This is a genomic window from Mesorhizobium sp. M0768 (assembly GCF_040320195.1).
In the GTDB taxonomy this organism is placed as follows: Bacteria; Pseudomonadota; Alphaproteobacteria; order Rhizobiales; family Rhizobiaceae; genus Mesorhizobium.
This window is the reverse complement of record NZ_JAMYPD010000002.1, coordinates 186981-211860: the sequence shown is the minus strand read 5'-3', so window position 1 is coordinate 211860 and position 24880 is coordinate 186981. Positions and strand designations below refer to the sequence as shown.

The 24880-nt window shown below is 63.8% G+C and carries 24 protein-coding genes and 1 tRNA gene; 8 read left to right on the top strand and 17 right to left on the bottom strand.

Going from position 1 to position 24880, the window contains the following annotated elements:
- Positions 1–60: 60 nt before the first annotated feature.
- Both copM and NKI08_RS03345 read right to left on the bottom strand, forming a co-directional pair.
- Positions 61–447 carry a CopM family metallochaperone gene (gene copM / locus NKI08_RS03350; RefSeq protein ID WP_352767187.1) on the bottom strand — a complete coding sequence of 129 codons (387 nt, stop codon included), beginning with the start codon at positions 445–447 and terminating at the stop codon, positions 61–63.
- Between the two features lie 43 nt (positions 448–490).
- A complete protein-coding gene (locus NKI08_RS03345) occupies positions 491–2995 on the bottom strand; it encodes a heavy metal translocating P-type ATPase (RefSeq protein WP_352767185.1) in 2505 nt (834 codons plus the stop codon).
- A 225-nt stretch (positions 2996–3220) separates the two neighbouring features.
- On the opposite strand from NKI08_RS03345, the gene NKI08_RS03340 reads away from it, so the two are divergent.
- The 5 genes from NKI08_RS03340 (at position 3221) to NKI08_RS03320 (ending at position 10546) form a co-directional block, all read left to right on the top strand.
- Positions 3221–6019, top strand: a complete 2799-nt coding sequence (locus tag NKI08_RS03340; protein WP_352540446.1) for a [protein-PII] uridylyltransferase — start codon at positions 3221–3223, stop codon at positions 6017–6019.
- A gap of 46 nt (positions 6020–6065) precedes the next feature.
- Positions 6066–7664: a murein biosynthesis integral membrane protein MurJ gene (gene murJ, locus NKI08_RS03335; protein WP_352767183.1), complete on the top strand. Its 1599-nt coding sequence runs from the start codon at positions 6066–6068 to the stop codon at positions 7662–7664.
- 281 nt (positions 7665–7945) lie between these two features.
- Positions 7946–9022 carry a tryptophan--tRNA ligase gene (gene trpS, locus NKI08_RS03330; protein WP_352767181.1) on the top strand — a complete coding sequence of 359 codons (1077 nt, stop codon included), beginning with the start codon at positions 7946–7948 and terminating at the stop codon, positions 9020–9022.
- A gap of 185 nt (positions 9023–9207) precedes the next feature.
- Positions 9208–9699, top strand: coding sequence for a universal stress protein (locus NKI08_RS03325; protein ID WP_352767179.1), 492 nt, complete (start codon positions 9208–9210; stop codon positions 9697–9699).
- 277 nt (positions 9700–9976) lie between these two features.
- Entirely contained in the window at positions 9977–10546 is a 570-nt protein-coding gene (locus NKI08_RS03320) for a NifU family protein (RefSeq protein ID WP_023676386.1), read from the top strand.
- Positions 10547–10656: 110 nt separating this feature from the next.
- Here NKI08_RS03320 and NKI08_RS03315 read toward each other — a convergent pair whose 3' ends face one another.
- The 4 genes from NKI08_RS03315 to NKI08_RS03300 form a co-directional block, all read right to left on the bottom strand.
- Positions 10657–11274, bottom strand: coding sequence for a L,D-transpeptidase (locus tag NKI08_RS03315; RefSeq protein ID WP_352448678.1), 618 nt, complete (start codon positions 11272–11274; stop codon positions 10657–10659).
- Positions 11275–11612: 338 nt separating this feature from the next.
- The gene (locus NKI08_RS03310; protein WP_352540448.1) at positions 11613–11738 is read right to left on the bottom strand and encodes a hypothetical protein; all 126 of its coding nucleotides are present in this window, start codon (positions 11736–11738) and stop codon (positions 11613–11615) included.
- Positions 11739–11867, bottom strand: a complete 129-nt coding sequence (locus NKI08_RS03305; protein ID WP_302893588.1) for a hypothetical protein — start codon at positions 11865–11867, stop codon at positions 11739–11741.
- Positions 11868–11974: 107 nt separating this feature from the next.
- Complete coding sequence (locus tag NKI08_RS03300) at positions 11975–12301, bottom strand: GYD domain-containing protein (RefSeq protein ID WP_023676390.1); 327 nt, start codon at positions 12299–12301, stop codon at positions 11975–11977.
- Between the two features lie 154 nt (positions 12302–12455).
- Here NKI08_RS03300 and NKI08_RS03295 point away from each other — a divergent pair, with 154 nt between their 5' ends.
- Together NKI08_RS03295 and NKI08_RS03290 are read left to right on the top strand one after the other, a co-directional pair.
- On the top strand, positions 12456–12755 hold the full coding sequence (locus NKI08_RS03295; protein WP_352613829.1) for a DUF1330 domain-containing protein: 300 nt from the start codon (positions 12456–12458) through the stop codon (positions 12753–12755).
- Between the two features lie 164 nt (positions 12756–12919).
- Positions 12920–12993, top strand: a tRNA-Cys gene (locus tag NKI08_RS03290).
- A gap of 605 nt (positions 12994–13598) precedes the next feature.
- Here NKI08_RS03290 and NKI08_RS03285 read toward each other — a convergent pair.
- Entirely contained in the window at positions 13599–13844 is a 246-nt protein-coding gene (locus NKI08_RS03285; protein WP_352681357.1) for a hypothetical protein, read from the bottom strand.
- A gap of 214 nt (positions 13845–14058) precedes the next feature.
- Between NKI08_RS03285 and NKI08_RS03280 the strand changes: the two genes are divergently transcribed.
- A complete protein-coding gene (locus tag NKI08_RS03280; protein WP_352743099.1) occupies positions 14059–14559 on the top strand; it encodes an MmcB family DNA repair protein in 501 nt (166 codons plus the stop codon).
- Between the two features lie 101 nt (positions 14560–14660).
- On the opposite strand, the gene NKI08_RS03275 is transcribed toward NKI08_RS03280, so the two are convergent.
- From NKI08_RS03275 to NKI08_RS03230, 10 genes are all read right to left on the bottom strand, one after another.
- The gene (locus NKI08_RS03275) at positions 14661–14909 is read right to left on the bottom strand and encodes a hypothetical protein (RefSeq protein ID WP_352767175.1); all 249 of its coding nucleotides are present in this window, start codon (positions 14907–14909) and stop codon (positions 14661–14663) included.
- A gap of 69 nt (positions 14910–14978) precedes the next feature.
- Entirely contained in the window at positions 14979–15341 is a 363-nt protein-coding gene (locus tag NKI08_RS03270; RefSeq protein WP_352448516.1) for a nuclear transport factor 2 family protein, read from the bottom strand.
- A gap of 86 nt (positions 15342–15427) precedes the next feature.
- Positions 15428–15901, bottom strand: coding sequence for a carboxymuconolactone decarboxylase family protein (locus tag NKI08_RS03265; protein ID WP_352767174.1), 474 nt, complete (start codon positions 15899–15901; stop codon positions 15428–15430).
- A 111-nt stretch (positions 15902–16012) separates the two neighbouring features.
- Complete coding sequence (locus NKI08_RS03260; protein WP_352767172.1) at positions 16013–17566, bottom strand: alpha/beta fold hydrolase; 1554 nt, start codon at positions 17564–17566, stop codon at positions 16013–16015.
- A 105-nt stretch (positions 17567–17671) separates the two neighbouring features.
- Positions 17672–17980: a formate dehydrogenase subunit delta gene (locus tag NKI08_RS03255; RefSeq protein WP_352469984.1), complete on the bottom strand. Its 309-nt coding sequence runs from the start codon at positions 17978–17980 to the stop codon at positions 17672–17674.
- Entirely contained in the window at positions 17970–18800 is an 831-nt protein-coding gene (gene fdhD / locus NKI08_RS03250) for a formate dehydrogenase accessory sulfurtransferase FdhD (RefSeq protein WP_352702418.1), read from the bottom strand. Before fdhD ends, NKI08_RS03255 begins: the two co-directional genes overlap by 11 nt.
- 3 nt (positions 18801–18803) lie before the next feature.
- Positions 18804–21716 (bottom strand): formate dehydrogenase subunit alpha, encoded by a 2913-nt coding sequence (gene fdhF / locus NKI08_RS03245; RefSeq protein ID WP_352767170.1) that lies wholly within the window; start codon positions 21714–21716, stop codon positions 18804–18806.
- A 12-nt stretch (positions 21717–21728) separates the two neighbouring features.
- Positions 21729–23285 (bottom strand): formate dehydrogenase beta subunit, encoded by a 1557-nt coding sequence (locus NKI08_RS03240; RefSeq protein WP_352448522.1) that lies wholly within the window; start codon positions 23283–23285, stop codon positions 21729–21731.
- Positions 23282–23761 carry a formate dehydrogenase subunit gamma gene (locus NKI08_RS03235; RefSeq protein WP_352767168.1) on the bottom strand — a complete coding sequence of 160 codons (480 nt, stop codon included), beginning with the start codon at positions 23759–23761 and terminating at the stop codon, positions 23282–23284. The genes NKI08_RS03240 and NKI08_RS03235 overlap by 4 nt, the downstream gene beginning before the upstream one ends.
- Before the next feature lie 133 nt (positions 23762–23894).
- The gene (locus NKI08_RS03230) at positions 23895–24794 is read right to left on the bottom strand and encodes a LysR family transcriptional regulator (RefSeq protein WP_352767420.1); all 900 of its coding nucleotides are present in this window, start codon (positions 24792–24794) and stop codon (positions 23895–23897) included.
- Positions 24795–24880 lie beyond the last annotated feature (86 nt).

Genomic DNA, 24880 nt, shown 5'->3' with positions numbered 1-24880 from the left:
TCCAGGCGAAGCAGAAATCCAGGTGAAGCCTCTCGCCCGGATTCCCCGACAGCGTGACGCCTACTTCACCGGATGGGCAGCGAGCCAGTCCTGCATCTGCTTGATCTCGGCTTGCTGCGCGGCGATCACTGCTTCCGCCAGCTTGCGGATTTCCGGATCCTTGCCGTTGGCGAGCTCGACCTTGGCCATGTCGATCGCCGCCTGGTGATGCGGGATCATGCCGCGGGCGAAATCGACGTCGGCATTGCCGGAATATTCGATTGCCATCATGTCGGTATGCATCTTGTCCATCGCCGCCTTGTAGCCCTCGGTCGAGGGGCTCTGCGCGCCCATTGCGACCATGTCGTGCTTCATCTCCTCGGCTTGTGCCGGAACGCTTTCGAGGAAAACGGCAAGCAGCATTCCCGCCGCCATCATCAACAGCACGATCTTCTTGGCCAAGGTCATTCGTCGTCTCCTTTTTTGAACAGGGTCTATCTGGAAGTTTTACTCAGAGTTTCAACGTCCTGAGCCGCAATGCGTTGGCGGTCACCGAAACCGAAGACAGGCTCATCGCCGCCGCCGCAATCATCGGCGACAGCAGCGTGCCGGTGAGCGGATAAAGCACGCCGGCAGCAACCGGCACGCCGAGCACATTGTAGAGGAAAGCAAAAAACAGGTTCTGGCGGATGTTGCGGATCGTCGCGCGGGCCAGCGTCCTCGCCCTGACGATGCCGTTGAGATCGCCCTTGACCAGCGTAATTCCCGCACTTTCGACCGCAACATCGGCGCCGGTGCCCATAGCGATGCCGACATCGGCAGCGGCCAGTGCTGGCGCATCGTTGACCCCGTCGCCGGCCATGGCAACGCCGGCACCGCCGGCGCGCAATTCCTCGACCAGCGCGTTCTTCTGTTCGGGCAAAAGTCCGGCACGCACCGCGTCGATGCCGAGCTTGGCTGCGATGGCCTTGGCGGTGCGCTCGTTGTCGCCGGTCGCCATGACGATCTTCAGCCCGCTGTCATGCAGCGCCTTGATCGCCTCGGCGGTGGTCGCCTTGATCGGGTCGGCAACGGCGACGAGGCCGGCGAGCCGGTTGCCGACAGCAACGAACATCGCGGTCTTGCCGTCGGCCTGCAGCGCCTCGGCGCTGGCCTGGACCGATGTGCTGTCGATGCCGAGATCGGCCATCATCGCAGCATTTCCGAGCGCCACCTTCTGTCCCGAAACCGTGCCGGAAACGCCTTTGCCAGTGACGGCCTCGAAACCGCCGGCATCGGGAATATTCACGCCGCGTTCGCGGGCGCCTTCGACGATCGCCTCGGCCAGCGGATGCTCCGAGCCCTTTTCCAGCCCGGCGGCGAGCGCCAGCAGCTCGTCTTGCGCCATGCCTTCGACGGCAACGACATCGGTCAGTCGCGGCCGGCCTTCGGTCAGCGTTCCCGTCTTGTCGACGATCAGCGTATCGACCGAGGCAAAGCGCTCGAGCGCCGCCGCTTCCTTGATCAGCACGCCGGCATGCGCGCCGCGCCCGGTGGCGGTCATGATCGACATTGGCGTGGCAAGGCCGAGCGCACACGGACAGGCGATGATCAGCACCGAGACCGCCGAGACGATGGCAAAGACCGGGCTGGGTTCCGGTCCGACGATCGCCCAGGCGACGAACGCTATGATCGCGACCAGCACGACGGCCGGGACGAAGTAGAACGAGACGCGGTCGGCCAACCCCTGGATCGGCGCGCGCGACCGCTGCGCCTTGGCGACAAGCTCGACGATGCGCGCCAGCGTCGTCTCGGCGCCGACTTTGTCGGCGCGCATGATCAGCGAGCCGTTCTTGTTGAGCGTGCCGCCGGTGAGGTTGTCGCCTTCGGTCTTTTCGACCGGCAGCGGCTCGCCTGTGATCATCGATTCGTCGATGGAAGAGCGCCCTTCGAGCACAATGCCGTCGACCGGCACGGCATCGCCTGGGCGGATGCGCAAGCGGTCGCCGGCCTTGACGGTTTCGAGCGGCACGTCGTTTTCGGAACCGTCCGCGCCGATCAGCCGCGCCGTCTTCGGCGCCAGGTCGAGCAGCGCACGGATCGCCGAGCCGGTTTTCTCGCGGGCGCGCAATTCCAGCACCTGGCCAAGGAACACCAGCGCGACGATCACCGCCGCCGCCTCGAAATAGACCGGCACGGTGCCGTCATGGCCGCGGAACTGGTGCGGAAAGAGGCCCGGAAACAGCGTGGCGACGACGCTGTAGAGATAGGCGGCACCGACGCCGAGCGAAATCAGCGTCCACATATTGGGGCTGCGGTTGAGGATCGAATCCCAGCCGCGGTGGAAGAACGGGAATGCCGCCCACAGCACCACCGGGCTGGCCAGCGCCAGCTCCAGCCAGACCTTCGCGCGGTCGTCGATGAAGGCCTGAAACGTCAGGCCGAGCATCGGCGTCATCGCGATGACCAGCAACGGCACGGACAGCACCGCGCTCACCCAAAAGCGCCTGGTGAAGTCGACCAATTCCGGGTTAGGCCCCTCGTCGCCGGTCGGCACGCCCATCGGTTCCAGCGCCATGCCGCAGATCGGGCAGGAGCCGGGCTTGTCGCGGATGATTTCCGGATGCATCGGGCAGGTGTATTGCGTGCCTTTCGGCATCGCCCGCGGCGCCGGCCTGTCGCCGAGATACTTTGCCGGCTCGGCTTCGAACTTCGCCTGGCAAGCGGCGGAGCAGAAATAGAAGCCCCGGCCCTCGTGCCGCAAAAAGTGCTTGGCCGTGGCGCGATCGACGCTCATGCCGCAGACGGGATCGCTAGCGGTCAGGTATTTTTCCGGCTCGGCGACGAATTTCGCGCGGCAGCTCTCGCTGCAGAAATGATAGCGATGGCCGTCATGCTCGGCCGTCGGCTTGCCGGCAGCCGGATCGACGGTCATGCCGCAGACCGGATCGCGGACGACGGCGTCCGCAGCAGAGGGTGCGCCTTTTGCCGAGCAGCAGCTGCCATGGGCGTGATGATGGTGATCGGAATGCGTCATGCCGAAAGCCCCTGTATTCGATGTTGCGGCGGAGGTAGTGCTTCCAGTAACTGGAAGGTCAAGGGCCGATTTCGATTTTTCGTGGCCAGGCCCTAACCGAACCGGCCGCGGGCGCGAGACGATCGTCCTGTCGGCGGCCGTGGAGAACGCGTCCGCCCGCCCCATACCCAGCGCCGCGAAAACGCGCTATAGACGCCGCCGAAACGGCGAGGCCGAACGGCATTTATGGCAAGAATATCCCTGAAGCTCGAGGAACTGATCGACGGCGAAGCCTTGCGCCGCGAGATGACCGAACTGACCGCGGCCACGGCAGGCGACGGCTCCGGCAAGGCCGCGCGCAGCGGCGTCCTCAAGCTTCTCAAAAGCCGGCTCGCCGACGGCCGCACGGTCGCCGAACGCATGCTGATGGACGATGGCAGCGGCACCGCCTGCGCCGCCCGGCTGTCGCATCTGATGGATGAGATCATCCGCGCGCTCTACGATTTCGCCGCCACCCATGTCTATCGCGTCAAAAACCCGTCTTCGGCCGAGCGCATGGCGGTCGTGGCCGTCGGCGGCTATGGCCGCGGCACGCTGGCGCCCGGGTCCGACATCGATCTGCTGTTCCTGCTGCCCTACAAGCAGACGCCCTGGGGCGAGCAGATCGTCGAATACATGCTCTATATGCTGTGGGACCTCGGGCTGAAGGTCGGCCACGCCACCCGCAACATCGACGAGTGCCTCAGGCTGTCGCGCACCGACATCACCATCCGCACCTCGATCCTGGAGGCGCGCTTCCTGTGGGGCGAGCAAAAGCTCTATGACGAGCTTTTGCAGCGCTTCGACCACGAGGTGGTGCGCACCACCGGCCCCGAATATGTCCAGGCCAAGCTCGCCGAACGCGACGAGCGCCACGCCAAGGCCGGCGAGAGCCGTTACCTGGTCGAACCCAACGTCAAGGACGGCAAGGGCGGCCTGCGCGACCTGCAGACGCTGTTCTGGATCGCCAAATATTTCTACCGCGTGCGCACCGGCGAGGAACTGGTCGACAAGGGCGTCTTCACCGACGCCGAATACAGGGAATTCCAGAAGGCCGAGGATTTTCTATGGGCGGTGCGCTGCCACATGCATTTCCTCACCGGCAAGGCCGAGGAGCGGCTGCATTTCGATATCCAGCGCGATATTGCCGAGCGGCTGGGCTACACCACCCATCCCGGCCTGTCGGCGGTCGAGCGATTCATGAAGCACTACTTCCTCGTCGCCAAGGATGTCGGCGACCTGACCCGCATTTTCTGCGCCGCGCTGGAAGAAGAGCAGGCCAAGCATGTGCCGGGCTTCAACCGCATCTTCCTCACCTTTTCGCGCCGCAAGCGCAAGCTCGCCGGCACGGCCGATTTCATCGTCGACAACCACCGCATCAACATTGCCGACGACGAGGTGTTCGAGCGCGATCCGGTTAACCTGCTCAGGCTGTTCTGGTTTGCCGACAAGCATGGCCTGGAATTCCACCCCGATGCGCTGAAGCTTTTGACCCGCTCTCTCGGCCTCGTCGGCAAGGCGCTCAGGCGCGACGAGGAGGCCAACCGGCTGTTCCTCGATGTGTTGACCTCGGACCGCAACGCCGAGCTCAATCTGCGGCGCATGAACGAGGCCGGACTGCTTGCCAAGCTGATCCCGGACTTCGGCAAGATCGTCGCCATGATGCAGTTCTCGATGTACCACCACTACACGGTGGACGAGCACCTCATCCGCTGCATCGGCGTGCTGGCCGAGATCGAGCGCGGCGACGGGGAAAAGATCCATCCACTCGCCCACTCGCTGATGCCGGGGCTGAAGAAGAGCCGCGAGGCGCTCTATGTCGCCGTGCTGCTGCACGACATCGCCAAGGGCAGGCCGGAGGACCATTCGCAAGCCGGCGCCAGGATCGCCCGGCGCATCTGCCCGCATATGGGGCTGTCGCCGGCCGATACCGAAACGGTCGCCTGGCTGGTCGAGAACCACCTCGTCATGTCGATGACGGCGCAGACCCGCGATCTCAACGACCGCAAGACGATCGAAGATTTTGCCGCCATCGTGCAGTCGGTCGAACGGCTGAAGATGCTGCTTGTGCTTACCGTCTGCGATATCCGCGGCGTCGGGCCTGGGGTCTGGAACGGCTGGAAGGGCCAGTTGCTGCGTACGCTCTACTACGAGACCGAGCTTTTGTTGACCGGCGGGTTTTCGGAGGTGTCGCGCGCCAAACGGACGGCGGCGGCGCGCGAACAACTGGCCGAGGCGCTTGCCGACTGGCCGGAAAAGGCCCGCAAGCGTTATGTCGGCCAGCACTACGAGAACTATCTGCTGGCGGTCGATCTTCCCGACCAGCTCCGCCATGCCGAATTCATCCGCGAGGCCGATCACGCCGGCAAGAAGCTCGCCACCATGGTCAAAACCCACCAGTTCGAGGCGGTGACCGAGATCACCGTGCTGGCGCAGGACCATCCGCGCCTGCTCTCGGTGATTGCCGGCGCCTGTGCCGCGGCCGGCGGCAACATCGTCGACGCGCAGATCTTCACCACCTCGGACGGCCGCGCGCTCGACACCATCCTGATCTCGAGGGAGTTCGACCGCGACGAGGACGAGCGCCGCCGTGCCGAGCGCGTCGGCCGGCTGATCGAGGACGTGCTGTCGGGCAAGAGCTGGCTGCCCGAAATGATCGAGAAGCGCACCAAGCCGCGGCGCGGCGCCAAGGTTTTCCGTATTCCGCCACGCGCCGAGATCCGCAACACGCTGTCGAACCGTTTCTCGGTGATCGAGGTCGAGGGGCTGGACAGGCCGGGCCTTCTGTCGGAGATCACCGGCATGTTGTCGGACCTGTCGCTCGACATCGCCTCGGCCCACATCACCACCTTCGGCGAAAAAGTCATCGACACGTTCTACGTCACCGATCTCACCGGCCAGAAGATCGACAGCCCGTCGCGTACGGCGACCATCCGCAACAGGCTGATCGCGGTGCTCGAGGGCACGGCGTCCGAGCGCGGCAAGACCAAAACGGCCGCCGAGTGACGGTTACCTTCCATTTGCCCCAATCGCACAGGCAGTCTTCAAGCGCATGAGCCTTGTCAAGAAATTCGCCACGGTCGCTTCCGGCACGCTGATGAGCCGCGCCCTCGGTTTCGGCCGCGAGATGCTGATGGCTGCCGCACTCGGCACCGGGCCGATCGCCGACGCCTTCAACGCCGCCTTCCAGTTTCCCAACACCTTTCGCCGGCTGTTCGCCGAAGGCGCCTTCAATGCCGCCTTCGTGCCGCTGTTCGCCAAGGAGATCGAGACACACGGCACCGACGGCGCCAAGCGCTTTTCCGAAGAGGTGTTCGGCGTCTTGTTCACGGCGCTTCTGGCGCTGACCATCGCCATGGAACTGGCGATGCCGCTGATCGTGCGCTATCTGGTGGCGCCGGGCTTTGCCGACACGCCGGGAAAATTCGAGACGACGGTGGCGCTGGCGACCGTCATGTTCCCCTACCTGATCTGCATGTCGCTCGGCGCCATGATGGCCGGCATGCTGAATTCGCTGCGCCGCTATTTCGCCGCTGCGGTGGCGCCGGTGTTCCTCAACGTCATCCTTATCGCCGTGCTTGCCTATGCCTGGTACAAGGGTTCGGACGCCCGCACCGTTGGTTTCGGCCTGGCTTGGGGCGTGCTGGCGGCCGGCCTGGTGCAGCTGGCGATCGTCTGGGCGGCGGTGCGCCATGCCGGCATTTCGATCGGCTTCCGGCGCCCGAAGATGACGCCGAACGTCAAGCGGCTGCTGATCCTGGCGCTGCCGGCGGCGATCACCGGCGGCATCACCCAGATCAACCAGCTGATCGGCACGGCGATCGCATCGGCGCAGGACAGTGCGGTGTCGTCGCTGGCCTATGCCGACCGCGTCTACCAGCTGCCGCTGGGCGTCGTCGGCGTCGCTGTCGCCATCGTGCTGTTGCCGGAACTGTCGCGGGCGCTGAAATCGGGCAATCTGGTCGAGGCCGCCAATCTGCAGAACCGCTCGGTCGAGTTTACCCTTTTCATGACCTTGCCTGCGGCGGCCGCGCTGCTGGTCATGTCCGAGCCGATCGTGCGGCTGGTCTATGAGCGCGGCGCCTTTGCCGCCAACAATTCGACGCCGACGGTCGCGGCAATCCTGGCGATCTTCGGGCTCGGCCTGCCGGCCTTCGTGCTGATCAAGGCGTTCACCCCAGGCTATTTCGCTCGCGAGGACACGCGCACGCCGATGATTTTCGCCGCCATCTCGGTGGCGGTTAACATTACGACGGCACTGACGCTGTTTCCGACGATGGGCGCGCCCGGCATTGCCGTTGCCTCCGCTGTCGCCGGCTGGGTCAATGCGGCGATGCTGCTCGCCGTGCTGATCCGACGCGGCCATTGGGGCCGCGACGTGCCGCTCATGAAACGGATCCCGCGGCTGGTGCTGTCGGCGGCGGTGATGGCCGCGGCGCTCTATTTTGCCGAACACTGGTTCGCCGCAAGGCTCGCCTCCGGCTCGCCGCTGGTGATCAAGGCGGTAACGCTGCTAGCGCTCGTCGCCGGCGGGGCGCTGCTTTACTTCGTCACCGCCTTCGCCACCGGCGGTGCCGATTTCGGCATGATCCGCCGCAATATCGGGCGCAAGGGCTCCCAGCCGGTCAAGGAGCAATCTCCGGATCCGTGAGGGGGAAAATTCATCAGCGCCAATTTTGTTCTTGCTTTGTGCCGGCAGCTATGCTATTAATTTCGGTATGGTGCTAATTGGCTCCAACGACCCGCCCACCGAGGCGGGTTTTTGTTTCTGGTCGGCGCCATCCCTCAAACAGCCTTCTGTTCGGCCGACGTCAAAGCCTGCGCGCCCTGGCCAACGCCCCTCTTGATCGTCTCCTCGCTCTCGTCCATAAGCGCGCCGTCGCAAGACTTTCGCCGCGCGCGAAACGGCCCTCCACAAGCCAGGGAAACACCATGACCGATCAGCCCCCCTTCAAACCGCTCGTTTTTTCCGGCGTCCAGCCAACCGGCAATCTGCATCTCGGCAATTATCTCGGCGCCATCAAGAAATTCGTCGCCCTGCAGGACACCTCCGACTGTATCTATTGCGTCGTCGATCTGCATTCGCTGACCGCACAGCTCGTCTATGAGGATCTTCAGGACCAGACGCGTTCGATCACCGCGGCGTTTCTCGCCTCGGGCATCGACCCGAAAAAACACATCGTCTTCAACCAGTCGCGGGTGATGCAGCACGCCGAGCTTGCCTGGATCTTCAACTGCGTGGCGCGCATCGGTTGGATGAACCGCATGACGCAGTTCAAGGACAAGGCCGGCAAGGACCGCGAGAACGCCTCGCTCGGCCTGCTCGCCTATCCCTCCCTGATGGCCGCCGACATCCTCGTCTACCGCGCCACCCACGTGCCGGTCGGCGACGACCAGAAGCAGCATCTGGAGCTGACCCGCGACATCGCGCAGAAATTCAACAACGACTTTTCGGACCGCATCGCAGCGCTTGGCGTCGGCGTCGAAATGGAGGTCGGCGAAGAGACGGTGAACGGCTATTTCCCGCTGACCGAGCCGGTCATCGGCGGCCCGGCAGCGCGCATCATGTCGCTGCGCGACGGTTCGAAGAAGATGTCGAAATCCGATCCGTCGGACCTGTCGCGCATCAACCTGACCGACGATGCCGACGCCATCTCGAAGAAAATCCGCAAGGCCAAGACCGACCCGGAGGCTTTGCCCGGCGAACTGGACGGGCTTGCCGGCCGGCCGGAAGCGGAAAACCTCGTCGGCATCTATGCCGGCCTCGCCGAAATCTCGAAAGAGGCGGTGCTGAAGGAATATGGCGGCCAGCAGTTTTCGGTGTTCAAGCCGGCGCTGGCCGACCTTGCGGTGGAAAAACTGGCGCCGATCGCCGGCGAGATGCGCCGCATCTCCAGCGACCGCGCCTATGTCGACGCGGTGCTGCGCGATGGCGGCGAGCGTGCCGGCACATTGGCCGAAGCGACCATGAAGACCGTGCGCGAGATTATCGGCCTGCTGCAAGGCTAATGCATGGCGCGCAAAAGTGTGCAGCGGTTTTGCGATAACGACATGCATAAAACAAGAACCTGAAGCGCGTCGCTGGTCGAACGCGACGCGCTTTAAGCTGCACCAGCATTGCCACAGCCGCCGGTCGCTTGCGGGCGGGCTGTGGCGGTGGCAGATTGCGGCCGAAACCATCGAACAGGGTGAATATGGTCTCCAAACGCCTCAGCCGCGAAGTCGGTCATCGCCGCAGGTTCCTGGCGATCATCGACGATACGCCCGAATGCGAGCGCGCCGTCGCCTACGCCTCGAAGCGGGCGCAAAGCACGGGCGGCGTGCTGGTGCTGCTCTATGTCATCGAGCCGGATGATTTCCAGCACTGGCTGGGCGTCGAGAAGATCATGCGCGAGGAGGCGACCGCCACGGCGCGTGCCGCACTGGACAGCTACGCCAACAAGGTGCGCCAGAAGCTCGGCATCGAGCCGGAACTGGTGGTGCGCGAAGGTAAGCCGACCGAAGAGATCCACAAGCTGATCGAGGAAGACCAGGACATCGCCATCCTGGTGCTGGCGGCAGGCGCCGGCAAGGAAGGCCCAGGGCCGCTGGTCGGCGCGGTCGCCGGCAAGGGCGCCGCCTTTCCGATTCCCGTCACGGTGGTGCCGCAGAACCTGTCGGACGAGGAGATCGACAGCCTCGCCTGAGATGTGCTGATATTCAGGTGAGGCCGGCCTGCAAATGGCGGCTTCCTGCGCTTCCGGTGCTCACGTACCAAAGTACGCTCCGCTCCGGTTCTCGGAAACCACCATTTTCGGCTCGGCCTGACCTGAATCTCAACACATCTCCAATCGTTTCAGCGAACTAGCAAAACATTCCGCCAGCCAGCCGTTCTCCCCGATGCCTTTCGCTTGAATGTCGGGCGGATAAAGCCTAATTAGAATTGTTCCAAACTAGCTGCCCGAAATGGGCACGGAGACGGCCATGTTCATCCAGACCGAGTCGACGCCAAACCCGGCGACGCTGAAATTCCTGCCCGGCAAGGAAGTGCTGCAAGAAGGCACCGCCGATTTCCGTGATGCCGACAGCGCCGCGACGGCTTCGCCGTTGGCCGGCCGGCTGTTCGAGATCCCCGGCGTCACCGGCGTCTTCTTCGGCTATGATTTCATCACCGTGACCAAGGACGGCCCCGACTGGCAGCATCTGAAGCCGGCTATCCTCGGCGCCATCATGGAGCATTTCATGTCCGGCGCCCCGGTGATGGCCAAGGCCGGCCCCGCCGCCGAGACCAGCCAGACCGGCGAATTCTACGACAAGGCCGACGAGGAGCTGGTCGTCACCATCAAGGAGCTGCTCGACACGCGGGTGCGCCCGGCGGTGGCCCAGGACGGCGGCGACATCACCTTCCGCGGCTTCGAGAACGGCACCGTGTTCCTGCACATGAAGGGCGCCTGCGCCGGCTGCCCGTCGTCGACGGCGACGCTGAAGCACGGCATCCAGAACCTGCTCCGGCACTTTGTGCCGGAAGTGCAGCACGTCGAACAGGTCTCCTGACGCACCGTTCCATCGTCAACGTCGATAGACAACAAAAAACCGGGCCAAAGTGCCCGGTTTTCTGTTTGCGACGTCTGTGTTGTTGCCTAGACGGTCCGCGTATAAGGGTTTTATATCACAATGACCTTGGCGCCGACCGAGGTGCGGTCGTAGAGGTCGATAATGTCCTGGTTCATCAGCCGGATGCAGCCCGACGACATCGCCTTGCCGATCGAATTCCATTCCGGGCTGCCATGCAGGCGATAACCCATGTCGCCGCCCTTGTTGAACAGGTACATGGCGCGGGCGCCGAGCGGGTTCTTCAACCCCGGCTCCATGCCACCGGCAAACTTGGCCAACTCCGGCTGGCGCTTGATCATCTGCGAAGGCGGTGTCCAGGTCGGCCATTCGCGCTTCAGCGCGATATGGGCGGTGCCGTGCCATTCGAAACCCTCACGGCCGACGCCGATGCCGTAGCGCATCGCTTCGCCGTCGCCCATGACGAAATAGAGGAACTTGTTCTGCGTATCGACGATAATGGTGCCCGGCTTTTCCCTGGTGTCGTAGTCGACGATCTGCCGGCGGTATTTGAACGGCACCTTTTCGATCGGAACGCGCGGCAGGTGATAGCCGGCGTCGGTCACCGCGCCGTAGTTGTTGGTGAAGATCTGCGAGCCGATGGTGCTGCAACCGGCGACAGCCGTCGACAGCGCCAGGGCCGCGACGATTGCAAGTGACTTCATGCGCATGAAAAGGTCCGATGCCTGCCCAAACAACAGCGGCTCGAGTCGGCCGCTTTTTTCATCTTCATTCATGCTGGCATTTGCTTTGCTTGCCAAGCGGGCGATGCCTATATCCTTGCGCTTGCGTGCTGGTAAACCTGCGACTATGGCATTTCGGCAACAGCCCCCGCAGGATTATGTTGCAAAATCAATGGGCCAGGAACAAGGACCAGGAGACGAAGAAATCACCCATGAATGTCGGTGACGCTGCCCGGCGCTCTGGCCTGCGGCCAAGACCATCCGTTGCTACGAGGAGATCGGCCTGAGACGCGGCCGCCGCAGGGGAAAGTCCAGACAGGCCGGGTTTAATAAAGGACGCCGCGAAGCACGGCCCAAGCCAGAAGCCCGAACGTGCCGATCACCACCAATGCACCAAGGACCGTGCCGATCTTTTCAGGCAATCCATCGGGGCGACCAGGATCGTCGGCCATTCAACTATCGATCATGACGTAGGCCGCACCAAACACGGCAACGATAATTGCCCCAAGCACCGCCCAGCCTCTGATGGCCGAGCGGATTTCCTCCGGCGTCGCCGATTTCCGGTCGTCATCTTCCGTCATCTAATGCTCCTCCTAAAATCCGTGGCAGACATTGAAAACGCAAGCTGCAACGTGCGCCGTTCGAGAGCAAGCGTTCCCCAGCCTTCGACACTCCGCAGGGGCGGCGGTCACGATCCCGGTGGGCGGTACCGGATCGACTTGGCTTTGCCAAGCGCGTCCATCGTCTCTTCGACACTTAACAGGACGGTGGTCTGGTACGAGCTGAGCGCGCCTCCCGCACCGATGGCCAGCATGACAGAGGCCATGGACACGTTGTCCGGCGCCTCCCATAGGTTCCAGCCATCGTACTCCCCGAAGGCATACCAGAACCCGTGCAGCTTTCCGCCGACCGACTCGATGTAGGAACGGGCAGCCTCGCGTCTGTCCTCGGGATTATCCATCAAGCGCGCCCAGGTTTCGGGCCTGTAGCTGAATCGCGTGAGATACATCGGCATGGTTCGTCTCCTCCCAGAGCTGCCCCCACCAAGACAGTTAAGCGCCCCAATCCGGGAGAACGCGAGTCGTTTCCGAGGCGTAGTACCGCTGGCTTAGTTGCGGGGCCGCTAATAGACCTGTTTCAATTGCCTTTTCCCAAGGGGAGTAAGGTCAATGGCCGCATATCTCATTGCTGATGTAGACGTAACCGACGCCGCCGTTTTCGAGGAATACCGCCGGGACGTGCCGGCAACCGAAGCCCGCTACGGGGGAAGGTACATCGCTCGCGGCGGAGCCACCAAAGTTCTGGAGGGCGATTGGGAACCTCATCGCCTCGTCATTGTCGAATTCCCGGACATGGCCTCCCTCCTGGCATGGTACGACTCTCCAGAATACGGCCGTCTCAAAGCCATCCGCGAACGCTGCGCAAAGACCAGGATCATTGCCCTGGAGGGCATGATGCCGGTTAGTTAAAAGTCGAATATCTACGCATGTCACGGCGAGGACAGGCCCGACTGCCCGATTTTGGAGGATATGCCGGGCGGCGGACGGCTTGCGACAAGCGTGCTTCGGCGACGGCTGGGTATCCTGGCATCGACGGGTTGACTGCGCTGATGGATTGGGCATAGAGGCACCGAGGTCTGAGGGCGGGACGGTGACGCATCGGTCTGCAAAACCGACGTAGTGGGTTCAATTCCCACTCAGACCTCCAGCCGCGCAACACCCGGCGCTGATTTGTTCCGCTGTAATCAATTATAGACGCATCCTAAAATGTTGATGCCGGCCGGTCGAGGACCATATTCCTGTTCGTCTTTGGGTTCGTCGAACAGATAATCGCCGGAAAAGTCCGCACGATCTTCGTCCGCAGTACCGCCCTCATAGGCAGGGCGCGCGGGGTGAGACCAAACGCATCTATGCGCTCATTGAACGGGACCTCCATATCAATATGGACCCAACACCGGATCGGCAGGCGATGTTTGACCTAGGGTTGTGTCATGGCGTTGAAAATGCCGGCGCCAACTATCGCACATAAGGCTGCGGCCCCAAGCCCTCCCACAATGATGCACCACCAGGCGCGGCCATTTCCCCGAAGCATGGGATTCATTTTTATCATCCGTCGCGCCAGAAGCCCCTGGTAAAGCGCATAAGAAGACCCGAAACCGGCAAGCCAAACGACGGAAAATACGATGCCCCGCATGAGCATCCTATTGAGCCTAGTCTGCTCGACCGTCAAACTTGCATTCTCAGTAACCATGCTTCGCCACCTTTTTTGATTACGCTGCGACCACTATCGGGCCTGCAGCGGTGAATATTAGATCAACGGCGACGCCTCGCGAAAACATAGCTCCCCTCACCCGTAGGAATTGCATTGCCACCACCGGCTACAAACATTTGCGGGTGCTTGCTGCCGCCAAAGCTATCCTCGACGCTGTTAAGTTGTTGGAAGGGGGCGCGCTCTGCCAGCCATTCCTGTATGCTCTCGAAGAGAATGGGCAGGCCGTTCGGGCTCGATCGATCTTCAGCAGAAGACGTACAAAGCACCACACCGCTCACGACGCTCATTGTGACTTAGCCATTGCCTAACGGGCCTTCTTGCCCGTCTCCAGCCGTTCGAAAGCAGCTTCTTCGTTGTGGAAGTGTGGCTCGAAAAGGACACCCATAACCCGGATTCCTACTGTGGATTCAAGGTATCAGGCACATCGCCGTGTTTGTAAAGTGCGTAATCGCCCGCAAAAACCGGTTCAAACCGTGAACAAAATCTGGCATGGTGGTCGCCATGCCGATCATTTCACCTCTACCTCTCAACCCGCTCATCGACGGCCGCCAGTCGGAGCGCGCCATGCTGGTCCGGCGCGGCGTGCAGCGGCTGCTCAGGCAGATGGGCGCGCATGTCTTGCCCGAACTGTCGCTGGCCACCGGCCGCCGCGCCGACCTCGTCGCGCTGACCCGCCACGGCGACATCTGGATCATCGAGATCAAGTCCTCGGTCGAGGATTTCAGGGTCGACCGCAAATGGCCGGACTACCGGCTGCATTCCGACCGCTTCTTCTTCGCCACGCATCCCGGCGTGCCTTCCGAAATCTTTCCGGAGGAATGCGGCTTCATTCTCTCCGACGGCTATGGTGCCGAGATTCTGCGCGATGCGCCCGAGCACCGCATGGCGGCGGCGACGCGCAAGGCGCTGATGCTGAGGATCGCACGCGCCGGTGCGTCGCGGCTGCTGGCGGCGGAGCTTGCCGGCGTGTCGGTGCCCGCGCTGGACGGCGAGAGCGAATAGAGGTTTGCGCTCTCCGTACTTATAGACGTCGCGCTGCCCCTCATCCGGCTGCCGCCACCTTCTCCCCGTAAGTGACGGGGAGAAGGGAGTAAGCCGGACTGCTATTCCACGATGCGGTAGATGTTCCACAGGCTGGTGCCCGACACGACATAGGGCTCCATCTCCTTGCCCCATTTGGCGTGCGCGGCGATCTTGCCGATCCTGGCGAAGAACGCCTCCAACTGGCGGGGCTTTCGACCTGGTGATGTGACCCGACCGTCGCTTCCCGCGTCGATCGATCCGGTCATGATCTGGAACTTGAGGTCGTCGAGACCGGCCTGCGAGCCGATCTCGCGTTCCCATTTCTTCAACAGAGCGCGGTCTGCTTGTGGCCGAACTTGGCGTCGATCTGCCATCTGGCACTGAACATCGCCGCCTCCTTATTCGTCCCAGGCCTGCACGACCGTCTGCCGTGCGATCTGGCCGTTCTTCAGCTCCAGCATCGCCGCGCAGAATACCTTGGTCCCGTCCGGATAGGAGCAGGCCTGGGTGAAGGCGAGGTTGTTGCCGTCGGCAATGGTGGTGTCGACCTTGTGGGTCATCGCCCGACTGCAAATGTCGTCCCAGAATGTGGTGATCGCAGCGCGCCCGCGGATTTCGCGCGGCTTGCTCGGCGGGTTGTTGCGGTCGATCACCCGCACCAATGCGTCGTCGGCATAGAAGCTCGCCAGCAATTTTCCATCACGGCCCTCAATCGCCTTCTTGATCGCAGCGCCGTCTATCGTCTGTGTCTTGGTCAGCATTTTATTCCTCCATGGGCCCGTCTTCTCGGATCGGGTGGTTGCTTGATCATGCACTGCCCGGCGCTCGCCGCCGGGCAGTGGCTTCTTCACTGCGACTTCGCCTTGACGGCCGCGAACACCTCGTCGGACTGTTTCTTGAAAGTGGCGAGATCGACCTGGCTGCCGTTGAGCATCGTCGACCAGTGGCGCACGATCGCCGCCATCGCCACCGCCTCCTTGATCTCCTCGTCGCTGGCGCCATTGAGCTTGGCCGCCTGCGTGTGGAAATAGATGCAGTACTGGCAGGGGATCTGCGAGGCGACGGCGAGGCCCATCAATTCCTTGGTCTTGCCGTCGAGCGCGGTGTTCGGGTTGAGCTGCACGCCCTTGATCTCGGCCCAGGCGCCGGCAACGGCGACATCCGGCAGCGTCTTGAACATGTCCGGCACCGAGCCGAGCGTTGCCTGGATGTCCTTGTAGGCAGCCGTCGCCGAGGTGTCTTCGGCCTTGGCAGGAACGATCGCCAACAGCGCGCCAACGCCTGCCGCAAGCACCAGTGATTTGAGTGTCGACTTCAGCATTTTATTCCTCCCTTCGCAGCGCCTTTCCCGGCGACATCCGCCTGGCCTGCATGGGACGAAGTGATAGCGCTTACGCATGCCTGGCCGCTTCGCCCGAAAGCGCCATGGCTGCTATGGCCCGTGCGGGCCAGCGTGCCGGGCCGAGAACGCCGCCGCCGCCGCCCGCGACGGCAGGTCCAGCTTGAGCAGAATATTGGCGACGTGGCGCTTGACGGTGTGTTCGCTCAGCCCGAGTTCGGCGGCGATCGCGGCATTGCTCTTGCCATCGGCGATGAGGTTCACCACCTCGCTTTCGCGCGCCGTCAGTGCGGCCGGCTCGGCAGCCTTGGCCTTCGGCCGGCAGGCCGGCTCCAGATGCTGTTCCGAGGTCGCCTGCACCAGCGCCAGCGGCTCATCCAGCTCGTCAAGCGCGATGCGCCCGGCGTCATTGAAATGAAGGCCTGAACCGGCGGCGAGGTCGGCGACCAGCCGCGAAGCGAGGATGTCGCCGCGCCCGGCATGCGCGGCAAGCTGCATTGTCACGCGCGCCGTCAACCCCGTCGGCGGCCCACGCAACTCGACCTCGCCGACATGCACGCCCTGCGCGCTGGCGATGCCGATCTCCTGCGCCGCATCGCGCAGCGCCGCCGCGCAGCGTACGGCCCGCGCCGGGCCGTCGAAGCGCGCCATCATCAGCTCGCCATGCGTGCCGGCCGGGCGGCCGCTGTGGCGCCCGACCGTAAGCCGCCATGTTTCCTGAAAACGCTGGCTGCGCTCGCTCCACATGCGATCGCCAAGCCGCGCCGTGTCGTAGATCCGGGTGACCAGCAGTGCAGCCAGCACGCGCTCGGCCTCGGCAACGGCGCGCGCTCCGGTCAGGAATTCCTCGATCAGATCGGCCACCCGGTCGATATCGCCGGTCCAGATCGGGTGGTCGCGCCCGGCCACCTCGACCAGCCGCGAATTCGGGATCTTCCTTGCCAGGAAGCGGCTGGCCTCCGGGTCGACGCGCGCATCGTTGCGGCGATGGATGAGCAGCGTCGGTGCGCTGATCGCCGCCAGCACGCCGCGCACGTCGATAGCCGCATTCATGCGGGCCAGGGCGATTGCCGCGGTCGGGCTCGCCGACAGCCGCTCGAAGCGCGCCCACCATGTGGCGAAACGCGGATCGTCGACCCGGCCGGGCGCGAAATGCGGCAGGGTGGCGCCGGTGCCCCATGCGGTCTCCGCCGTCGCGATGAACGCCTCCAGGCGTTCCGGCGGCATCACCCATTTGTGGAAATGCGCATAGCCGCCATAAAGCGCCAGCGCCCGCGTCCGCTCCGGGTAGGTGGCGGCGAACAGCATTGCCATCGGCGCGCCTTCCGAAGCGCCGAGCAAGGCGGCGCGGCCGCTGCCGGTCGCATCCATCACCGCGCGTACATCGTCCATGCGGGTTTCGAGGCTGGGCAGGTGGTGGACATCGACGCGGTCGGACAGACCGGTGCCGCGCTTGTCGAACAGGATCAGCCGTGAGAACGCGGAAAGCCGCTTCAACAGCCGGGTGTAGCCCTCGTCTTCCCAGTGCAGGTCGAGATTGGAAATGAAACCCGGCACGAAGACGAGATCGAGCGATCCCTGGCCGACCACCTGATAGGCGATCCGCACGTCGCCACTGAGCGCGTATCGAGTTTCGATCGGCCTCACGAGTTGTCCGCCCGACCCGACGATTTCTTATCGCCGGATCATAGCAGAGGCGCGCGGCCTGCGGCAGATGAAACTTCAGAGAGTGTGAATGTGGGCCAGCGGCGCCTACTTCTGTGACGCGGCGGCAGTCTCGGTGTTCGCTCCGCCGACGCTAAAACCTGCGCCCTCCGGCGCGCCCGGCCGCTTGATGTGTGGCGCGGCCGCGACGACAAGCTCGTTGAACCCCTCGCCACCGCTGTCCAGCATCTCGAACAATTGCCGGCGCATCCTCGGCTCCCAGAATTTGTTGATGTGCTCGGCGACGCCGGCAATGCCTTGCTCGCGCGGCTTTGAGTGGAAAAAGGCGGCAATCTGGTTGGCCATGCGAACCAGCTTTTCGCTGGTGCTCATGAGGTGGCCCTCGTCATGCGACATGCTTGGCAACTCCGGAAACCACGCGGTCAGGATGGGTGAAAATATCGAAATCGTCGCCGCGCACCAGCGCCACCAGCGTCATGCCGGAATCGTTCGCGGTGCGGATGGCAAGTGCCGTCGGCGCCGAGACGGCAATGATGACGGCCGAGCCGATCGCCGCGGTCTTCTGCACCATCTCGACCGAAACGCGCGACGTGACGACGACGGCCCCCGACCTGCCGTCGATACCGGCTTTGGCCAGCGCGCCAGCCAGCTTGTCCAGTGCGTTATGGCGGCCGACATCCTCGCGCGCCATGACGATGCCCTTGCCGGGAAGGTAAAAACCGGCGGCGTGGACGGCACCGGTCTCGGCGTGCAGCGGCTGCAGCTTCGACAAAAGCTTGACCGAGCGGACGATGTCATTGGCCTGAAGTGTAAGTTGCGACGCACCGACCGGGTTTACCGAGCGCATCGCCTCCTCGATCGATTCGATGCCGCACAACCCGCAGCCGACCGGGCCGGCCAGGCGTCTGCGACGCGCTTCGAAGCGGGTGTTGGCCTGGTCCTTCAGCCGGATCTGGATATCGATGCCGGCGCCGTGATCCTCGACTTCGATCGCTTCGATTTCGTCCGGCGAGGCAATGATGCCTTCGGTCAGCGAGAAGCCGAGCGCGAAATCCTCGAAATCAGCCGGGCTTGCCATCATCACCGCATGCGTGGTGCCGGCAAAGGAGAACGCCACCGGCGTCTCTTCCGGCACCATGCGGTTGGCGGCCGCAGTGCCGCCGGCGCGGCGCGCGAGACGCGAGATCTGCGCAATGGCTTTGCGGCGCGCGGTCAAGGACTACTCCGCCGCTTCCAACTTCGCGATGCGGCGGCTTTGCTTTGCCTGCTCGTCATAGTCGCGCTGCCATTCCGACGGGCCGTTGGATGCACCCACCTGCACCGCGGTCACCTTGTATTCCGGGCAGTTGGTCGCCCAGTCGGAGAAGTCGGTGGTGATGACGTTAGCCTGGGTGTCGGGATGGTGGAAGGTCGTATAGACGACGCCCGGCGACACCCGCTCGGTGATCAGCGCGCGCAGCGTCGTCTCGCCCGAGCGGCTGGTCAGCCGCACCCAGTCGCCATCGCGCAGGCCGCGATTTTCGGCATCGTGCGGATGGATCTCCAGCCGGTCCTCGCTATGCCAGACCACGTTGTCGGTGCGCCGGGTCTGCGCGCCGACATTGTATTGCGACAGGATGCGGCCGGTGGTCAGCAGCAGCGGGAAGCGCGGTCCGGTCCTTTCGTCGGTCGCGACATATTCGGTGCGGATGAACTTGCCCTTGCCGCGCACGAAGCCGCCAATGTGCATGATCGGCGTGCCTTCCGGCGACTTCTCGTTGCAGGGCCACTGCACGGAGCCCACCCGGTCGAGAAGGTCGAAGGAAACGCCGGCGAAACTTGGTGTTGTCTTGGCGATCTCGTCCATGATCTGGGACGGATGCGTGTAGTTCCAGCCGAGGCCGAGCGCCTTGGCGAGCTCCTGCGTCGCTTCCCAGTCGGCATAGCCGCATTTCGGCTCCATTACCTTGCGCACCATGTTGATGCGGCGCTCGGCATTGGTGAAGGTGCCGTCCTTCTCGAGGAACGTCGAGCCGGGCAGGAACACATGCGCGTAGTTGGCCGTCTCGTTGAGGAAGAGGTCGTGCACGACGACGCATTCCATCGCGGCGAGACCGGCGGCGACATGCTTGGTGTCGGGGTCCGACTGCAGGATGTCCTCGCCCTGCACATACAGTCCCTTGAACGAGCCGTCGACGGCCGCATCCAGCATATTGGGGATGCGCAGGCCGGGCTCGTCGTCGAGCTTGACGCCCCACAGGCTCTCATAGATGGCGCGCACCGCGTCGCCTGAAATGTGGCGATAGCCGGGAAGCTCGTGCGGGAACGAGCCCATGTCGCAGGAGCCCTGCACATTGTTCTGGCCGCGCAGCGGGTTCACGCCGACGCCCGGCCGGCCGATATTGCCGGTCGCCATGGCGAGGTTGGCAATGGCGATGACGGTGGTCGAGCCCTGGCTGTGCTCGGTCACGCCGAGGCCGTAATAGATCGCGCCGTTGCCGCCGCGAGCATAGAGCCGCGCCGCGCCGCGTATGTCGTCGGGATCGACATTTGCAAGCTGGCCGACCACTTCCGGGCTATTTTCCGGCAGCGCCACGAACGATGCCCAGTCCTGGAACTCGTCCCAGTCGCAGCGCTCGCGGATGAAGGCCTCGTCGAACAGGCCCTCGGTGACGATGACATGGGCAAGTGCGGTCAGCATGGCGACGTTGGTGCCCGGCTTCAGCGGCAGATGGAACTGCGCCTCGACGTGGGCCGAGCGCACGATGTCGGTGCGGCGCGGATCGAGCACGATCAGCTTGGCGCCCTCGCGCATGCGCTTCTTCATGCGCGAGGCGAACACCGGATGCGCGTCGGTCGGATTGGCGCCGATCAGCAGGATCACGTCCGTCTGCTCGATCGAATCGAAATCCTGCGTACCGGCGGAGGTGCCGAAGGTCTGGCCGAGACCATAGCCGGTCGGCGAATGGCAGACACGGGCGCAGGTATCGACATTGTTGTTGCGGAAGCCCTGCCGGACCAGCTTCTGGACGAGGTAGGTCTCCTCGTTGGTGCAGCGCGACGAGGTGATGCCGCCGATCGAGGTGCGGCCGTACTGGTACTGGATGCGGCGGAACTCATTCGCCGTATGGGTGAGCGCCTCTTCCCACGACACTTCGCGCCACGGATCGCTGACCTTTTCGCGGATCATCGGTTTCAGGATCCGGTCCTCGTGCGTCGCATAGCCATAGGCGAAGCGGCCCTTGACGCAGGAGTGGCCGTGGTTGGCCTTGCCTGCCTTGTAGGGCATCATACGAATGACCTCGTCGCCCTTGACCTCGGCCTTGAACGAGCAGCCGACGCCGCAATAGGCGCAGGTGGTGACGGTCGAGCGCTCGGGCAGGCCTTTCGCCAGCACGGTCTTCTCCCTCAGCGCATCGGTCGGGCAGGCCTGCACGCAGGCCCCGCAAGAGACGCACTCGGAATCGACGAACGCCTCGTGCATGCCGGCCGAGACCCTGGATTCGAAGCCGCGGCCCTCGATGGTCAGCGCGAACGTGCCCTGCACCTCCTCACAAGCGCGCACGCAGCGCGAGCAGACGATGCACTGCGTCGGATCGTAGGTGAAATACGGGTTCGATTCATCGCGGGCGATGTAATCGATGGTCAGCGAGCCATGGCCGGGCGCCACGCCGTTTTCCTGCTTCACGTGGTTGCGGCCGTCCACGCCATAGCGGTTCTCGGTCAGGCCGACCGTCGTGACGACCTTGTCGAACTCGCTGGCGCCAGTGCCGGCCTTCTCGCCCCACGCCGCAGGATGGTCGGAGACGTAGAGTTCCATCACGCCGCGGCGAATCGCGTTCAGCCGATCGGTCTGCGTATGCACGACCATGCCTTCGCCAACCGGCGTCGTGCATGAAGCCGGCGTGCCGCCGCGCCCGTCGATCTCGACGAGGCAGACCCGGCAGGAGCCGAACGAGTCCAGCATGTCGGTGGCGCACAGTTTCGGGATTTCGACGCCCGCTTCCATCGAAGCGCGCATGATCGAGGTCCCCGCCGGTACCGTTATCGACTTGCCGTCGACCGTCAGCGTCACTTGCTGCTCGGCTTCAGAGGCAGGTGTGCCGTAGTCGATTTCCTGGACCAGCGATTTGATGTCGAATGCCGCGTTCATGGCTGTCCGCTCCTATTCCGCTGCTTCGGCGACCGGCGTCGGCCGAAAGTCGTCCGGGAAATGGTTGAGTGCACTCATCACTGGATATGGGGTGAAGCCGCCGAGAGCGCAAAGCGAGCCGAACTTCATTGTGTTGCAAAGGTCGGTGACCAGCGCGATCTGCTTTTCCGGTTCGACGTTCTGGGCGAGCCTGTCCAGCACCTCGACACCGCGCGTCGAGCCGATGCGGCACGGCGTGCACTTGCCGCAGCTCTCGATGGCGCAGAATTCCATGGCAAAGCGTGCCTGCTTCAGCATGTCGGCGCTGTCGTCGAAAACGACGATGCCGGCATGGCCGATCAGCCCGTCCTTGGCGGCAAACGCTTCGTAGTCGAACGGCGTGTCGAACAGCGCGCGCGGGAAATAGGCGCCGAGCGGGCCACCCACCTGCACCGCTTTGACCGGGCGTCCCGTCGCCGTGCCGCCGCCGATATCGTCGACGATCTCGCCCAGCGTCATGCCGAACGCCGCCTCGTAGAGACCGGGATACTTGACGTTGCCGGCAATCTGGATCGGGATGGTGCCGCGTGAACGGCCCATGCCGAAATCCTTGTAGAAGGCAGCGCCCTTGTCCATGATCACCGGCACCGAGGCCAGCGAGATGACGTTGTTGATCACTGTCGGCTTGCCGAACAGGCCCTTGTGCGCCGGCAGCGGCGGCTTGGCCCGCACCTGCCCGCGCTTGCCTTCGAGGCTGTCGAGCAGCGCGGTCTCCTCGCCGCAGACATAGGCGCCGGCGCCGACCCGCACTTCCATGTCGAATGAATTGGCCGAGCCGAGCACATTGACGCCGAGCACGCCGGCCTTGCGGGCGATCTCGACGGCCTTCTGCATCACCGCCACCGCATGCGGATATTCGGAGCGGATATAGATGAAGCCCTTGGTCGCGCCGGTGGCGATGCCGGCGATCGCCATGCCTTCGATCAGCACGAAGGGGTCGCCTTCCATGATCATGCGGTCGGCGAACGTGCCGGAATCGCCTTCATCGGCATTGCAGACGATGTATTTGCGGTCGGCCGACGTATCGAGCACAGTTTTCCATTTGATGCCGGTCGGGAAGCCGGCGCCGCCACGACCACGCAGCCCGGACTCGGTCACCTGCTTGACGACCTCGGCCGGCGTCATCGCCACTGCATTCTGCAGGCCCTTCAGCCCGCCATGCGCCTTGTAGTGATCGAGCGACAGCGGATCGGTGACGCCGCAGCGCGCAAAGGTCAGCCGCGTCTGTCTGGCCAAGAACGGGATCTTGTCCGGTGCGCCCAGCCAGCGCTTGTGGTGGCCGCCGGTGAGAAAGCCGCAGTCGAACAGGCTTTTGACGTCGGAGGGCTTCACCGGCCCATAGGCGACGCGGCCACTAGCTGTTGCCACTTCGACCATCGGCTCGAGGAAATAGGCGCCGCGCGAGCCGTTGCGCACGATCTTGGCCTCGATGCCACGCTCGGCCAGTTCCGCCCGAATCGCCTTGGCGACCTTTTCCGCGCCGAGCGCCAGCGCGCCGGAATCGCCGGGAATATAGATACGCGGGATCATGAGCGCACCTCGGCAACGATCTCGTTGAGCTTTTCGTCGTCGAGCCGACCGATCACCTCCCCGTCCAGCATCGCCGACGGCGAGCAGGCGCAAAGGCCGAGGCAATAGACCGGCTCCAGCGTCACCGAACCGTCACGGGTTGTCTCGTGGAAGCCTATGCCCAGCAATGATTTGAGCTTGGCGGCGATCTCATCCGAGCCCATCGACTGGCAGGCTTCCGCCTGGCAGAGCTTCAGCACATGCCGGCCGGCCGGCTGGCTGCGATAATCGTGATAGAAGGTGACGACGCCATGCACCTCGGCCCTGGAGATGTTCAGCGCCTCGGCGATGACCGGCAGCGCGTCCTGCGGCACATAACCGAACTCTTCCTGGATGCCGTGCAGGATCGGCAGCAGCGGGCCTTCGAGGCCTTTCAGCTCGTGGATGATCGCTGCGGTGCGCGATGCGATCTCGGTACTTGCAGGCTGCATCGTCATGCAGCGCCCTCCCTGGTCGTGGCGGTCTTCCGCTAAGTGCTTAGGAAATCAGAGGAAACCCGCTAAATCAATAAAGCCGATCCGTTGCTCGATAGAAATCTTCTATCGTTCGCGGTCACCAGCATTGTCTAGCCTAGCGGCGGCCGTGGAAATCGTCCGCCAGCGCCATTGCCTCGTCCAACAGCGCCGAGACCAGCGGCGTGTGCGGTTCGCGCCGCGCCGCCACCAGCCCGACCGTGTGGCTGGCATCCGGCTCGACGATCGGGATCGCCCGGATCGGCTCGGAAAAACCGAAGGTTTCCGCAAGGTTAAGCGGCATGATCGACGACCATTTGCCGGTGCGGATATGCGAAAACAGCACGATCATCGAGTTGGATTCCAATGTCGGCCGCACCTGCACGCCGGCTTCGGCCAGATGCTGGTCGATGATGCGGCGGTTCTGCATGTCGGGCGTCAGCAGGCAGAGCGGCAGCTGGCTGAGTTCCGCCCATGTCACTTTGTCGCGGTCGAAATAGGGGTTCCCGACGGCGGTGATCAGCTGGTAGCGCTCGTCGTAGAGCGGCACGCTGGTGACGCGTCCGAGCGGCTCGTTGTCGAGATAGGTGACGCCGGCGTCGATGTCGAAATTGCCGAGCAGCGATAGCACCTCGATCGAGGTGCGCGACAGCACCGAGAAGGTGACGCCGGGATGCTTTGCCCGAAACGGCGTCGTCAGTCGCGCCACCATGGCCAGCGCCGTCGGGATCGCGGCGATGCGGATGCGCCCCGACAGGCCGTGGCGCGCCGCCCGCATCTCCTCGCGCATGGTCCTGCTATCGCCGACGATGCGGCGCGCCCACACCAACACCTGCTTGCCTTCCGGCGTCAGCCCCTGGAAGCGCGAGCCGCGCAGCACCAGCATCACGCCGAGCTGACCCTCCAGCTGCTTGATGCCGGCCGAAAGCGTCGGTTGGGTGACGCCGCACACCTCCGCCGCCCGGCCGAAATGTTCTTCCCTGGCAAGTGCTATGAAGAATTCCAGCTTGTCGATCATGCCGTCGGAGCCTGTCATGGACGCTGTGTCCGATCTTAGCGCGCAAGGTCGGGGAAATCGCCTTCGGCCGCAAGCCGCCTGTGTAA